The sequence below is a fragment of the Streptomyces sp. NPDC005483 genome (assembly GCF_040606035.1).
GTDB lineage: Bacteria > Actinomycetota > Actinomycetes > Streptomycetales > Streptomycetaceae > Streptomyces.
This window is the reverse complement of sequence record NZ_JBEXEA010000079.1, coordinates 1-14,688: the sequence shown is the minus strand read 5'-3', so window position 1 is coordinate 14,688 and position 14,688 is coordinate 1. Positions and strand designations below refer to the sequence as shown.

At 69.8% G+C, this 14,688-nt stretch carries 5 protein-coding genes and 1 pseudogene; 4 read left to right on the top strand and 2 right to left on the bottom strand.

What is annotated here, in order from left to right; all coding sequences use genetic code 11:
* Nucleotides 1-146 precede the first annotated feature (146 nt).
* Complete coding sequence (locus tag ABZT06_RS49520; RefSeq protein WP_355756271.1) at nt 147-2,648, top strand: FtsX-like permease family protein; 2,502 nt, start codon at nt 147-149, stop codon at nt 2,646-2,648.
* A gap of 633 nt (nt 2,649-3,281) precedes the next feature.
* Nucleotides 3,282-4,412, top strand: coding sequence for a glycosyltransferase (locus ABZT06_RS49515; RefSeq protein ID WP_355756269.1), 1,131 nt, complete (start codon nt 3,282-3,284; stop codon nt 4,410-4,412).
* Between the two features lie 407 nt (nt 4,413-4,819).
* Here ABZT06_RS49515 and ABZT06_RS49510 read toward each other — a convergent pair whose 3' ends face one another.
* Together ABZT06_RS49510 and ABZT06_RS49505 are read right to left on the bottom strand one after the other, a co-directional pair.
* Nucleotides 4,820-8,848: a ricin-type beta-trefoil lectin domain protein gene (locus ABZT06_RS49510; protein WP_355756267.1), complete on the bottom strand. Its 4,029-nt coding sequence runs from the start codon at nt 8,846-8,848 to the stop codon at nt 4,820-4,822.
* 145 nt (nt 8,849-8,993) lie between these two features.
* The gene (locus tag ABZT06_RS49505; RefSeq protein ID WP_355756266.1) at nt 8,994-10,232 is read right to left on the bottom strand and encodes an MFS transporter; all 1,239 of its coding nucleotides are present in this window, start codon (nt 10,230-10,232) and stop codon (nt 8,994-8,996) included.
* Nucleotides 10,233-11,238: 1,006 nt separating this feature from the next.
* Between ABZT06_RS49505 and ABZT06_RS49500 the strand changes: the two genes are divergently transcribed.
* Nucleotides 11,239-14,274, top strand: coding sequence for a lantibiotic dehydratase (locus ABZT06_RS49500; protein WP_355756264.1), 3,036 nt, complete (start codon nt 11,239-11,241; stop codon nt 14,272-14,274).
* A gap of 247 nt (nt 14,275-14,521) precedes the next feature.
* Nucleotides 14,522-14,688, top strand: a pseudogene (locus tag ABZT06_RS49495) (transposase family protein); the annotation flags it as partial.

Here is a 14,688-nt window from a genome sequence, read left to right as displayed (position 1 = left end):
CCGCGCCTCAACCGTTCGACCGAGGAGACCTGGTGCCATTCCGGCCGGTCGGTCATCTGGTTGATCCGCCCGGGCCGGTGCCCGGACCAGGATCGGGAGTGTCCCTGCCCGGCTTGCTCCGTCGTGCTGGAAAGTCTGAAGGTCTCATGTTCCGTTCCGTTTTGCGTTCCGTGCTCCGCGACCGGCACAGGTTCGTCCTGCCCGCCCTGGCCGTGCTGATCGGCGTGGCCTGCGTCAGCGGCTCACTGCTGTACACCCAGTCGCTGGCCCGGGGCGCCGCACAGGTGCAGCGGGCCTCGCGCCCCGACGTGTCGGTGGAGGTACGCCCGACCGCCGGTGGTGCGCCTCCCGGTGAGGCGCTGCTGCGACGGCTCGCCGCGCTGCCTGGCGTGGCGGCGGCGCGGGGCACCCTGCGCGGGCGTGCCTTCTTGGTGGGGCGCGACGACACGCTGGTGGGCTCGCCGTCGGCCGACTTCGGCGTCAACTTCGTACCCGACGGCCACGGTGTCGACCCGCGCTACCCGATGGCCGAAGGGCACCCTCCCGTGGGGCCCGGGGAGGCTGCCGTGGACCAGTGGTCGGCCCGGCGGGCCGGGTACCGGGTCGGCGACCGGGTGCGGATCGTCGCCGCCGGCGAGGTCCGCCAGGTGCGGCTGAGCGGGGTGTTCACCGTGTACGACCCCGCCATCACCGCCGGCGGCACGCTCATCGCGTTCGACGAGTCCGCCGCGCGGTCCCTGTTCGCTTCGGCACCCGGCCGGTACGCGTCGCTGACCCTCACCGCCGCCCCTGGCACCGCTGCCCCCGCCCTCGCCGAGCGGGTGACCCGAGAGCTGCCGCACGGCCTGCAGGCCGTCACCCGCGCGCAGTTGGACGCGGAGGCCGCCGCCGCGCCCGACCGGGTGAAACTCGGCACGCTGCTGCTGCTGTTCGCCGGAATCGCGCTGTTCGTCTCCGCCTTCCTGGTCAGCAACACCTTCACGATGCTCAGCGCCGTACGAGCCCGTGAGCACGCTCTGCTGCGCGCGGTGGGGGCGAGCCGCCGCCGGGTGCTGGCCATGGTGCTGGCCGAGGCGGGCGTCGTCGGCGCCGCGGCAGCCGTCGCCGGATACGGGCTCGGCATCGGTGTGGCCGCGCTGCTCACTCGCCTGTTCGGCGTCGTCGGCGGCCCCGTGAGCACGACTGGGCCGGACGTCCTGTCCCCGCCCGTGCTGCTGACTGCCCTGTGCGTGGGCGTGGGGTTCACAGCCGCCGCAGCGTTCGTACCAGCGCTGCGGGCCTCCGCCGTCGCACCCGTTGCGGCGCTGCGCACCGACCTCCCGGCCCCGGTGCTCTCCCTGCGCCGCCGCAACCGGTACGGGGCCGCCCTGACCGTGGGCGGCGCGGTGCTCCTGGCCGCCGCACGCGGAGACCTCGGCGTTCTGTGTCTCGCCACACCGGTACTGCTGGCCGGACTGATCCTGCTCACCCCGCAGTTGGCACACGGGGCGACCCATGTGCTGCGCAGACCGGCCCGGTGTCTCCCCGGTGTGCGGGGAACACTCGCCCTGGCCAACACCCGCCGCAATCCGCGGCGTACCGCCGCGACGGCCGGGGCGCTCACGGTGTGTCTGACGCTCGTGAGCGCGGTCGCCGTGGCGCTGGCCTCGCTCAGCGCCACCGCCGGGCGGGAGGCGGCGGCCGCCATGCCGACGGATCTGCGGATCACCGCGGTCGACTTCGCGGAGATCAGCCCGCACGTCGCGGCACAGGTGGCGCGACTGCCGCAGGTGGCGGCGGTCAGCTCGGTACGCGAGGCCGGAATCCGGCTGGGCGACGGGTCCGTGCTGTGGACCGGCGTCGTCGACCCGGACGCCGTGGGCCGCGGGCGCCTCGCCCACCTCACGGTCCATGCCGGCGACCTCGACGACCTGTCCCACGGCATCGCGGTCACCCGGGCCCTCGCCGCGGAGCACGGCTGGCGGCTGGGCGACCGGATCACCGGCAGACGTTTGTCGGACGCGGGGAACCCGGTCGGCAAGGGCCTGGGGTTGAAGATCGTCGCGGTGTACGACGGCCCCGACGCCCTGGGCCCGGCGCTGCTGCCCGAGAGCGCGGTGGCGGGGAAAGACGACGTCACCTCGGTGCTGGTCAGGGCCGAGCCGGGCCGGACGGCAGCCGTGAAGGAGGAGATCCGCCGGACCCTGCACAATCCGCTGTTGGTCGTCGAGGACCGGGCCGACGCGGGCAGGGACGCCGAGCAGGGCTTCGGCCAGCTACGGTCGGTCCTGTACGCGATGCTGAGCATGACGGTCACGGTCGCGGCGTTGGGCGTGGCCAACACCATGGGCATGGCGGTATTCGAGCGGCGACGGGAGATCGGTCTGCTGCGCGCGGTCGGCCTCGATCGGTCGGGCGTGCGTTCCATGCTGCGTGTGGAGTCCGTCGTGGTGTCGGCGCTGGGAGCCGGCCTCGGCATCCTCGCGGGTGGTGCGGCGGGGGCGGCTGCGGTGGTCGGCCAGCACGGGGCAGAGCTCTCGGTGCCCTGGAGGGCCCTGCTGACGCTGCTCGCCGGCGCGGTCGTCGTGGGGGTGCTCGCCGCGCTCGGCCCGGGCGTGCGGGCGGCGGCGGTACCGGTATCGCAGGCGGTCGCCGGTGAGACGGGGTGAGGGGCACGTAGTGTTCGCCGGCTTTCGGCAGGTCGGCCGGAGTCCCGCCGCCGACAGGCCTCGCGTCTTCCAAGTCCTCCACCATCGACGCCATCGGCCTCGCTCACGGCCTCACCGTCGCCGCCTCCGACGTCACGGTCAGCGGACTGACCGTGCGTGGTGCGACCGGTGATGGTGTACTTGTCGACGGCGTCGCGCTCTCCGGGAACATCGTCTCAGGCAACAACGCCGGCTCCGGCTCCTCCCACTTCTACGGCCAGTGCATCAGCATCGGGGACGAACCCGGCGACTGCGGACGCGGTTTCCCATGGCATTACCCTGGCAGGACGAAACGGCGCGGCGGCACCCGGCGGCACACCTGCGCCCACCGACGGTGGCGTCTTCGACAACACCGTTGAGGGCAACATTCTCTCGGGCAATGGTCTTGCTGGTGTCCTGGTGCATGCCGACGAAGCAGGACAGGACTGAACGGCAACACGGAGCGTCCGGACCGCTGTTGGATGACGCCCTGGGGGTGGGCCGTGTGCACCGGCTTCGGGGAGTCGGTGCACAGGCACAGGCACAGGTATCGACATGTATCTCTCATGAAAATTGAATAGAGAAATACTCTATTCAATACTCTAGGCTGCACACATGCGTATCCTCTTCTCCAGCACTCCGCAGCACGGTCACCTGCTGCCGGTGTTTCCCCTTGCCCGTGCCTTCCGTGACCGTGGCGACGAGGTTGCCGTGATCACCTCGGCGTCCTTCGGGCCGCTGTTCGCCGCCGAGGGCATCACCCTGCTGCCCGTCGGCCCTGAGATCCCCGTACTCCTGGCGGAGGCGGCCCGACTCGCGGGCGTGGACGACCCGACCGTGCCCGATCCCGCGGTCGCGGCCGAGTTGTTCGCCGGTGCCCGGATCGACCTGACCGCGGACGAGGCAGTCGCCGCGGCGCGAGAGTTCGGCCCGGACCTGATCGTCGCCGAGGCCACTGACTACGTGGGCCCGCTCGTCGCCGCCACCTTGAACGTGCCGTACGCCAAGCTCGCGTTCGGCCCACTCATCCCCGCCCAGTTCACCAACGCCTTCGACGCGGTGGCCGAGCGCCGCTACAAGGCTCGTGACCTGACCATGACCGCCCCCACCTGGTACCTGGACCCTTGCCCCGAGGCCCTCCAGAGCCCCGACTGGCAGGCACCCGAGGGCCGTCTGCCCCTGCGACCGGAGGCTCACCGCGGCGCCGAAACCTCGGACAACAGTGCCACCACACGCGCCACTGGCGGCCCTCGGCCCAAGGTCCTTCTCTCCTTTGGCACCCATTTCGCCGCACCCCAGGTGCTGCGCCCGATCATCGATGCCCTCGCTCCGAAGGCCGACCTCGTCGTCACCCTGGGCCTGACCGCCACAGCAGCCGACTACGGCGACGAACTCGACCACGTGGAGTTGGTCGGCTTCACCCCCCTCACCGAACTCCTCGACGGCATCGACCTGGTCGTCACCCACGGCGGTGCGGGCACGACCCTGGGCACCCTGTCACGGGGCCTGCCCCTGGTGGTGGTTCCCCAGGGCGCCGACCAGTTCATCCAGGCCGGCGCCGTGGCAGACTCCCGCACTGGTGTCGCCGTCATGCCGCCCGCCAGCGCGGACGCGGTCGCGGAAGCCGTCACCGAGGTACTCGACAACGCCGCGTACCGCACCCATGCGCAGGGCGTCGCCGAGCAGATCTCCGCGATGCCTTCTCCCCGCGAGGTCGCCGACCAGCTCGCCGCGATCCTCATCTGACCCACACAGCACCACCGGCTCGCTCGCGCCTGCACGGGTGACCGTGGCGCGGCATCACCCCCGCAGAGGGCCCGGCCGGGGCCGCACGTGTTTCCACGGGCGGGTAGCGCTGTGTCCAGCGCGCTGCTCGTGGGGACGCGCTCCCTGGGCGGGCGTGCCGCCGTCCGGCCGGGGACATGGTGGGCGGCCGTCTGTCCTGGAGGAAAGTTGCCAGGGGGTCGTCGCAGGTCCGCCGAGGCGGCGCCGTCCACCCGAGGCGACATAAGCGTCAGGCCTACCACCTGCGCGGCACGCGCTCCGCTTGCGTCCCGCGCTGTCCACTCCATGCCGAAGCCCCGCACGAGACATCGGCCGCGCGCTGATGGGCCGGCAGGACCTGGAGTCCTGCTGGCCCATGCTCCCGTCGGTCAGGAGTGCTTCGCGCCGGCGGCTGAAACCGTGGCGGGCAGACTCCACTTCTGCTGTTCGGAGCCGCCGCAGGTCCAGATCTGCAGCTTGGTCCCGTTGGCGGAACTGGCGCCGGTGGCGTCCAGACAGCGGCCGGACAGGGTGTTGACGACGCTGTTGTTGGCGCCCGCCGTCCACTTCTGGCCGTTGCTTCCGTTGCACACCTGGAGTGTCACCGCGGTACCGCTGGCGGTGCCGTTGTTCGCGACCCCGGCACAACTGCCGAGGATCTGCAGGCTGCCGTCGGCCGCGACGGACCAGTCCTGGGAGATGCCCGTGCCGCACGTGTTCAACTGGACCGCGGTGGCGGCGGCGTTGGTGGAGCCCGACCCGTTCAGGTCGACGCACTTGCCGCCGATGCCCGTGACGTGACCGGTCGGCACACCGGCGGGCATCTGCCAGCGCTGGTTGTCGGAGACCGCGCAGGCCCAGATCTGCAACGGGGTGCCGTTGACGGAGCTGGGGCCGGTGGCGTCGAGGCAGGTGCCCGACTTCTTGGCGACCAGGCTCCGGTTGGCCGCCCAGGTCCACTGCTGGTCGGTGGCGGAGGCGTTGCAGTCGGCCAGCACGACCTGGGTGCCGTCGGCGATCGCGCCGCCCTTTAGGGCGATGCACTTGCCCAGCACGCTGACCGTGCCGTCGGTGTGGACCGTGAACCGCTGGGACGTGCCGGTGCCGCAGGTGTTGAGCTGCACCTGGGTGCCCACGGCGCTGGTCGAGCCCGACCCGGCGAGGTCGGCGCACTTGCCGCCGTAGCCGGAGATCCGGCCGGTCGGATCCTGGGCCACGGGCAGGTGCCACACCTTCGCGTCGGTCACCGGACCGCAGTTCCACAGCCACAGGATCGCCCCGACCGCGGAGGAGGTGTCCTTGACGTCGAGGCATTTGCCGGTCAGGTCGTTGACGAGTCCGCCGTCGGCGCCCGCGTGCCACCGCTGGGCCGCGGAGCCGTCGCAGATCTCCAGCAGGACCTGGCTGCCGTTGTCGGCCGTGCCGCCGCCGTCGGGTGTCATGCACCGTGAGTCGAACAGTCGCAGCGTGCCGTCCGAGGCGGCCCGCCACTGCTGGGAGTCGGCGGAGCCGCAGGTGTTCAGCACCAGGGCGGTACCCGGCTGCCGGCCGCCGCCGTCGCTGTCGGCGCACATGTCCGCGATCCCGGTGAGGTGTCCCAGCGGGCCGGCCGGAGCCACCGGCAGATCGAACTTCTGCCCTGCGGTGGACGTGGCGCACGCCGCGGTCACCAGGGCGGTACCCGCCGCGGTCGACGAGCCCTTGACCTCGGCACACAGGCCCGATGCCTGATGGACGAGCGTGCGGTCCGACGTCGCCTTCCACTGCTGGGCGGTGGAGCCGTCGCAGGCCGCCAGCACCAGCGCGGTACCGGCCGAGCCGCTCTTGCCCGCGGGCATCGCACACCTGCCCTGCACCCACAGCGAGCCGTCCCGGCCCGCGATCCACACCTGTGAGGCGCTCCCGTCACACGACTCGGTCTGTACGGCCGTACCGCCCGCGAGCCCGGGGGCGTGGCCGAGGCAGAGGCCGCCGAGCGCGGTGAGCGCTCCGACCGGACCGGCCGGGGCGGGCGAGGCGGGGAAGTCGAGGCCGATCTGCGTTCTGCCCAGGTGCCGGGGCAGCTCGGCCGCCTCGCCGCTGACCTTCTGGAACGGCAGCGAGGCGACCGGCGTCGCCTTCGGCTGGATCAGGTAGTCGTGTCCAGCCTGGGCGGGGACGGTGAACTGCGCGGCCGTTGAATACGCCACGACCGTCGAGCCGTCCGCCGCGTCCACGACGCCGACCGACTCGCCGGGCCACGGATTGCGGGTCACGAAGGAGGCAGCCGAACCGGCCTCCAGTACGACGGTGACCGGGACGCCGCCGCGCGTCTGCACGTCCACCTTGGCGTTGTCGTGCACGCTCACCGTGCCGTCGATGTCCCAGTCCGAGGGCACCGCGGGGGCGACGCGCAGTACGTCGTCGTAGTCCTGCACCAGCGCTTCGTTGACCCCGGCGGCGATCACGCCGATCGTCTCGCTGTACGGCTCCCGGCCGGTCAGCACGTTGTTGTTACTGGTCAGGCCCGAGGGGTAGAGCTGGTTGGTGACGTTGTAGAGCAGCCCCGACTTGACCGCGTCCGCCTTGCCCAGGCGGGCCGCCTGGAGTGCGTCGAAGCTCCAGTTGGCGTCATTGGGCCAGCGGCGGTTGTCGTAGGTGCGCACCGCGAGGTCGTGCAGCCCGCCGGAGTCGGTGATCAGGCCGTAGGGCCAGACCGCTTCCAGGTCCAGGTTCTCGGAGTTGTGCGTCTCGGCGGTCGGCTCGGCGGACAGGGCGATGACGTCGTCGCCCGAACTGTCCGCCGAGGGCGTGAGGACCTTGGTGTGGGTGGCGGCGTCAGTGCGCGGCAGCGGCGGCAACTTGGCCTGTGCGGCCGCTAGTTGCGTCTGGAGGTCGCTGTCCGTGCCGAGCTTCTTCGCCGCGGCGGCGACCACCGGGAACAGGGCCTGCATGGCGGCGATGTCCGTGACGGGGTCGCTGACGTTCCACTGCGTCTCATGCGCGTTGGCCTTGGTGTGCAGCAGACCGTCGCTACCGGTGGTGGCGTACGACAGCAGGAACTGCGCGCTGGACTTCATCAGTGGATAGCTCTTGCGCAGGAAGGACAGGTCGCCGCTGGTGCGGTACTGCTGCCACAGCGCCAGTGACACCTCCGCGCCGGTGGAGACGGTCTGCGCGTTGTACGACGTCTCGCTCGCCTCGCACGAGGCGTTGCCGCCGCCCGCGTCGAAGTAGCCGTTGCCGTTGAACCGCATCGTCTCGGGAACGCAGGCGCCGGTGTGCCCCGGCATGTGGTCCTTCGTCCATGCCTCGATGGCGGCGAGGTTGGTGGTGTACAGATCGTAGAACGGTGTGTTGAGGTCGGAGACACCGGAGGTGAGGTGGGCGGCGGCCTGCATCCGCAGGTTCCACCACCAGTAGTTCCGCGGCGACCAGTCGTGCTCGTCGCGGGTGAAGGAGAACAGGTCCGCGACACCGGCCTGGGTGCCGGGCAGGGGGCCGCGGTTGCTGGCGGCCGACTGGTACAGGAAGACCGTCCGCAGGTTCTCCACGTAGGAACCCGTGCCGTCGGCCGACTCGATCTTCACCGGGTTCGCCCGGTCCCAGAAGGAGTGCCACCAGGCGGTGTGGGCCGACTTCAGGCTCGCAGCCGACACCGTGGCGTCGCTGCCGAGGTACGACGTCGCCGTCGCCTGCGCGTCTCCGCCCGCCCAGTGCGGCGCGGCGACGACGACCCGGAACGAACCGTCGGCCGCCGGGTTGAAGGCCACCTGCACGGTGTCGCCGTCCGTCACCGAGGAGGTGACGTTGCGCCCGCCGGCCGTGAGCCCGAGCAGGCTGCCGTAGGTGTCGCCGGTGCCGCCCGTCCCGTCGTCCTTCCAGGTCTCGGCGAGCGTGGCCACGGAGCCGGAGGCGGCCGCGGAGGGCGAGCGCCCGTCCCACAGGTCACCGCGCACCGTCTGCGCGCTGCCCGGGTCGGCACCGGTGACGTCGACGACGAGTTCGTCCCGGTCGGCGCGCGTGTAGATCGTCGCCGTCATTCCGCCGCCGGACTCGGTCAGGACACCGTCGTACAGATTCAGCCGGGCGGAGAAGTCATCCGCCTCGGTGATGGTCTTCAGCCCCGGTATCGTCACCCGGCCCGGAGACCTGCGATCGGGAAAGGTGTCCCCCCGGTTGAGTTGGGTGGTGAAGCCGTCCGCGGCCCACACCGCCGCGCCCAGGGTGCCGTTGCCGAGGGGCATGGACTGGGTGGGGTCGGTGCCGGGCTTGCCCAGCACCACGTCGGAGCGGTGGACCAGGGCGGAACGGTCCACCTGGAAGGCGCCGTTCTGCCATGCGGTCGTCGGAACGGCCGCGGCCGTGGCCGTCGGCTGGGCCGCCGCCGGAGCGGCGAGCGCGGGAGGGGTGACGACTCCGAGAGCCAGGGCGGTCACGGCACTTGCCGTGACCGCCCGCCAGCCGGGTCTGTGTCTGCGTGTCGGTCGCTTCGCGTCGATGGGGGGCCGCCGGTCGGCGGGCATCCTGTTTCTCACATGGCGATGACGTGCGCAGGACGACACCGAGTTCACTTGATCCGGGTCATGTTCCACGGGCGGAGCCCATGTCTCCCGTCAGACGGTTGATTCTGTGGACGTCCGGGACACAGAGGTTGAGAAGGGTGGCGGCAAGGATCAATCCGCCGCATGTCAGCAACAACCCCTGGCTGGTCCACGAGTGGGCGGCCAGTGCGGTGACAAGGCAGCCGAAGGGAATGGAAAGTCGCTCCCCGAGTCCGCTCAAGGCGCTCAACCGGCCTTGTTCTGTGAGGGAGACGTGCTGCTGGAACGCGGTGGTGAAGGTAACGACCTCGATGTCGAGCCCGATCCCCGCGAGGACGGCGGTGATGAGAACAACGGGCAGCGGCAGGCCACTTGCCATGGCGATCAGGGGAAGGGCGAGAGCGCCACTGGTCGCGATCGCGACGGCGAGGAGCCGGTACGGTTTCCATCGCAGGCACACCAGCGATCCGGCCAGCAGCCCGGCGGCGTAGGCCGCTTGGATCAGACCCCAGTCACGTGCCCCGGCGTACTGCTGCGCGGTGACCAACGGACCGAGAATCTGGAAGCCGACCAACCAGGCCGCAACGAGAACGGTCCCGGCCGTCGTGTAACTCCACAGCCAGGTGCGCGACCAGAACCCCGCCCATCCCACCCGCAGGTCGGACAGCGGACTGCTGGTGCTGTCGGGCGCCTGGAGACGCAGGCCGTGCAGCAGCACCGCCGCAGCGACGAATGTGGCGGAGTCCCACGCAAGCGCCCAGGCGGGGCCACTGGCGGCGACGATGATTCCGCCGCCGGCCGGCGCCAGTGCCCTCGCGGTGTTGATCGGCAGCCGGAGCAGGGCGTTGGCCTGCTGCAAGTGTCCGGCGGGGATGATCTGAGCGATGGCGCCCTGCGTCGCGGGTGCGAGCAGGGACGTCGCGGTTCCGGAGATGAAGCCACACAGCATGGTCGACACCACCGTCGCGTGCCCGATGGCCACCATGATCGCCAGCGCACCCTGAGCGGCCGCGGCGAGCAGATTGCCGACAAAGAGGAGAAGGCTCCTGGAAAAGCGGTCCGCCAAGAGGCCGCCCATGAGCAGCAGGACAATGGTGGGTGCGGTGTTCGAGGCGATGACCAGACCGAGAGATCCCGCGCCGCCGCCTTGTCCGATGACGGAGTAGGCCAGAGCCAGAGGGGCCATCGCGGACCCAGTGGCCGAGATGACACCGGCCAGTGCGAACCGCCGGAAGGCCGTAATCTGCAACACCCTTGGCTGATCAACGGCAGTCTTCATGCTCTCCCTCGCGCCGAGCGTGAGAGCGCCTTTTCTGCCGCTGAGCTCCGTGAGTGAACGTAGTGCCTCATGCGGCCCCCCGATCTGCTCTCCGTGGTGATGGATGCAAGGGTCTCCGAGGGTGAAATACGTACGGGATCTTCGCCGTTCTTGATCGCAGGGTCAAGGGGAATTCGTGCAACGAATTCCGGGCGAACGAGGTTCACGAGCGATGTCAAATTGTGCGAACGGCCTGAATCCAGCGGTCCCCGGGAGGCTGGATGTGACGCCACGATGGTCAGAAAACCTAACATATCGGACAGTTTTCGGCCGGTATCCATCATGATCGACACGATGCACAAGAGAGGGCTCGGGAACAGATCGTCCTCTTGCGCTTCTGGATCGACAAGATCAAGCCAATGCCAGCTCTTTGCTTGGATGGAGAATGCACCCCCTTCCGTCGCTTGCTGTGCGGCGATTACTGTTGGCGAAGCGGAGAGGGGAATTCCGGACTCGTGTCCGCCTTTCATCTCGCCGTTATTCCGCCTGTAAGCGTGTGCTGTCCGGCCCTGGTCGGCGGCTCTCATCAAGGAGGACACATGGAAAGCAACCTCGAGATGCTGGACCTCGACGTTCAGGAAGAGAACGTCGAGCACGTCGTTCGTGCGGCCAGCGGCGGCACCCGGGACTACTGAGAACGGAAACTTCCGCTCTCTGACCGGTTGATTTTTCAGCCGGAAGAGTTAACTGAAGGGTGGCCCGGGCATCAAGTGGGCCACCCTTCAGTCGCGCACTGCATCCATAATTCAGGATAGACGCCGCCCTTTCACGCATGAATGGAGGAAAAAAATGGAGACCTTTGGCGACGAGACCTGCGACCTCGACATCCGGGACGAAGCAGTGGCTCACCTGGTGTCGACGAGTCCGACCACCGTCACCCCCACGGTGTGAACCGGGACCTGGGGATCTCCCGCGCTCGACAGGTCACGATCGGGAAAACGACAGCGGTCGAAAGGTGAGTACGTCGATGACCGATTCTCTGTTCGCCGCCGCGGACACCTTCCTGTTGCGGACACCTGTTCTCAGCAAAGGGAAGGCACTGGACCCGCCGCCGACCGGCGTGCGCCCGGCCGCCACCGGGACGGACGCACCCGACCCGGCGCCCGAATCGGTGAATGACGCTCTCCTGCGGGAGGCCATCGCCCTCTCCAGCCCCTCCCTCGCCCAACGACTGCGGTCCATCGCCCGGGGCAACCCCACCTCCCCCCGCACGCAGAGCAAGGCCCTCGCCTCAGCCGCTCGCTACCGCATACGTATGGCTACCCGGTCCACCCCGTACGGGTTGATGGCAGGTGTGGCCATAGGGCAATTCAGCGAAGACACGTCCGCAGTGCTCGGTCCCGCACACCGCAAGCGCGTGAAGCCGGACAACGGCTGGCTGCGCGGAGAGCTCAAGGAAAGGCTGCGGTCCCGGGCACTGGACCGTCACGACCTGCGCCTGGTCGTCAACAACACCTGCTCGCTGCGGGCCGGCAGGCTACTGGCTCCCGTCACTGTCAGAGACGGAAAGGCCGTTCGATCGAGCGTGCGGTGCTCCCCGGCCGTGGAGGCTCTGCTGCAGCTCGCCGCCGAGCCGGTCCCGGCCTCGGAACTGCACGACGTTCTCCTGGAGAAATTCCCCCAGGCGGGCTCCAGGAAGCTCTGGGGTTTCCTGAAGTCGCTGGTGGACCTGGAGATACTCCTGACCGACGCCGTCCCCCCTCCCTGGCACGATGCCCCTCTGGCACACGTCCTGGACCGAGACCCGGACTGGGACGACGGACACCGCTGGGCGCGCCTCGCCGCCGCCTACCAGGACCGCCCGGTCGGCCGGGGGCACGAAGAACTGAGGGCCCTGCAAGAGGCAAGCGGCTCAGCATCGGGAATCCAGGTCGACCTCGCCGTGGACGCGGAGGTCCGGCTGCCCCCGGCCGTTGCCAGGGAGGCGGAGCGCGCAGCCACCCTTCTGTGGCGACTCTCCTCCGGGGACACGCCCGGCAGGCGCTCACTACGCGCATATCACGCCGAATTTCTCGAACGCCACAGCGTCGGCGAGCGCGTCCCCGTCACCCGGCTTCTCGACCCGGACGCGGGCCTGGGAGCCCCTGCCGGCTACACACTCCCGGGCAGCCACCGCACCGTACTCCCCGCACCCGAACCGGACGCGGCCCGGGAACGCATACTGCACCGCCTGTTCGCCGAGGCGCTCACGGCAGGCCACCGTCATGTCGAGCTCGACGAAAAGGACATAGAAGCCCTTTCGTATCGGCATGCCGAGCCCCCCTCGTCCATGGACCTCATCACGTCGGTCGTCGCGGGCTCCACCGAGGCGATGGCACGCGGTGACTTCCACCTCGTGCTCTCCCCGATGACAGGCACCCGCCAGGCCGGCGCGATATGGGGACGTTTCGCCCACCTTCTCGACACCACCGAAACACTGACGGAACTGACCCGATCAGCACACCTCACCCTGGGGCAGGCGCTCCCCGTTCAGCTCTTCCACGCGACTCCCGCGGAACGCCATGCCAACGTGACCGGCATCCCCAAGGTGACCGACGTCCATCTCTCCGTGGGCCTCTACGAGACGCCGGACGCCACCGACACAGTGCGACTCAGCGACGTCACCGTCAGCGCCGACTGGGACACCTTTCATCTCTGGGACGAGGCCTCAGGACGCGAGATAGCGCCCTTCAGCGCGCATGTCCTCAGTCCCTCCGAGACACCCGACATCGCACGCTTCCTCTGGGAAGCCCCTACCCTGGCCACGCGACCTGCGGTCCCCTGGGACTGGGGCACCCTCAAGGCCTCCCCCTTCCTGCCTGGCGTACGGCACGGTCGCACACTGCTGTGGCCGGCGTCCTGGCGTGTGCAGGCGGGCGCCTTCGCCGACCCGCCCGCTGACGAGGAGGAAGCGCTGCAGCAGTGGCGCAGCCGCTGGAACGTACCCGACCGGGTACGCCTGGCGCAGGCCGACATGTTCGTAGCCCTCGACCTCCGACTGCCCGGCCACCGCACCCTCTTGGCCGAAGAAGCCCGCAAGAGCGACTGCCTCCTGTACGAGGACCCCACGCTGGAACGGCGGAGCTGGCTGACGGGCCCGGACGGCCCCCACGAGGCGGAGATCGTCATACCTCTGTTCACGACTCCACCGACCGGCTCCCCGGACCGGGCCCAGCGCTCGGCTCCCGCCCCGCGCAGGACCGCCGACCTGCGGCACCCGCCGGGCGGGGATTGGATCTCCCTCCACCTGTACGGCTCCACAGAGGCCCAGCCGGACCTGCTACGGACGGCCGTCCGCCCCTGGCTGGCCAACCTGGCCGAGCAGGTCGACCGGTGGTTCTTCATCCGCTACGCCGACGAGGCCACCGGGCGACCGCACCTGCGGCTTCGCCTGCACGGTGAACCGCACATCCTCAACAGCGAGGTGCTGCCGCACCTCGGCTCCTGGACACGTGACCTGCTCGCGGACGGTGTGATCAACGACGTGGCGCTGCGGACCTACGCCCCGGAAGCGGAGCGCTACGGTGGCAATGCCTTCCTTGCGGAGACGGAGTGCTTCTTCCAGGCCGACAGCCTGATGGTGCTCGACCGGCTCGGAGCGCCCTCGGACGCCCTGACGGTGGCGGCCGACCTGACAGCACTGGTACGTCACTTCCTCCGGGATTCCGACGAGGACCCCGCCGAGTGGCTGCTCCAGGCCTACCTCAAGGACCCGGTGCTGCACCGCGCCTACGCATCCCGACGCCGGGAGGCCCGCGCCCTGATGTCAACGCCGTCGGCGGCCGACGACTCCACGAGCGCCGCACGGGACGACTGGGCGGAGAGGCTGGCCCGTCTTGGCGCGGGGCTCCGCAAGGCAGCGGCGTCCGAACCCTGGCTCTCTCCGACGAATGTCCTCCGTGCTCTCCTGCACATGCACTGCAACCGCCGCCTCGCCCCGACCCTGGAATCCGAACGCACCATCTACGCATATGTCAGAGGAATGGCCGAGGACACCGTGAGCCTCCGCCGCCACGTCCCCTAACGAGCTCGTGCATGGTTGGCGGTGGCACGTCGAGACCTTGATCGTTGATCATGGTTGGCGTGGTGGGGAGCCGGACGCGCGCAGCGGTCATTCGCAATCAGCAGATCAAGTCCCGCCTGATGCCGTTCGTGCCACAACGGGCCGATCTCCGCTACGAGTTCGGCGATCACCTCTGCGATCAGTCCAGACGAACACGAGCTTGTGTTTGGCACCAGCCCCGACAGCTCTCCGCCGTGGACGCGAGGCGAGGCTGCTGGCCACGTTGATTCACCTTCGCCATGGCGCCACTCACGACGTGCTGGCCTGCTGGTTCGGCGTAGACCGCTCTACGATCACGCGTGCGATCGGTGAATTGCGGCCGCTGCTGGCACAGCGGGGCTGCACCATCGCTCCCGGCCTTCGGCTCCGCACGCT

Excerpts from the sequence above, each read along its gene's own strand:
- ABZT06_RS49500 (WP_355756264.1), top strand. The coding sequence starts at position 11,239 with ATGACCGATTCTCTGTTCGCCGCCGCGGACACCTTCCTGTTGCGGACA.
- ABZT06_RS49515 (WP_355756269.1), top strand. The coding sequence starts at position 3,282 with ATGCGTATCCTCTTCTCCAGCACTCCGCAGCACGGTCACCTGCTGCCG.
- ABZT06_RS49505 (WP_355756266.1), bottom strand. The coding sequence starts at position 10,232 with ATGAAGACTGCCGTTGATCAGCCAAGGGTGTTGCAGATTACGGCCTTC.
- ABZT06_RS49520 (WP_355756271.1), top strand. The coding sequence starts at position 147 with ATGTTCCGTTCCGTTTTGCGTTCCGTGCTCCGCGACCGGCACAGGTTC.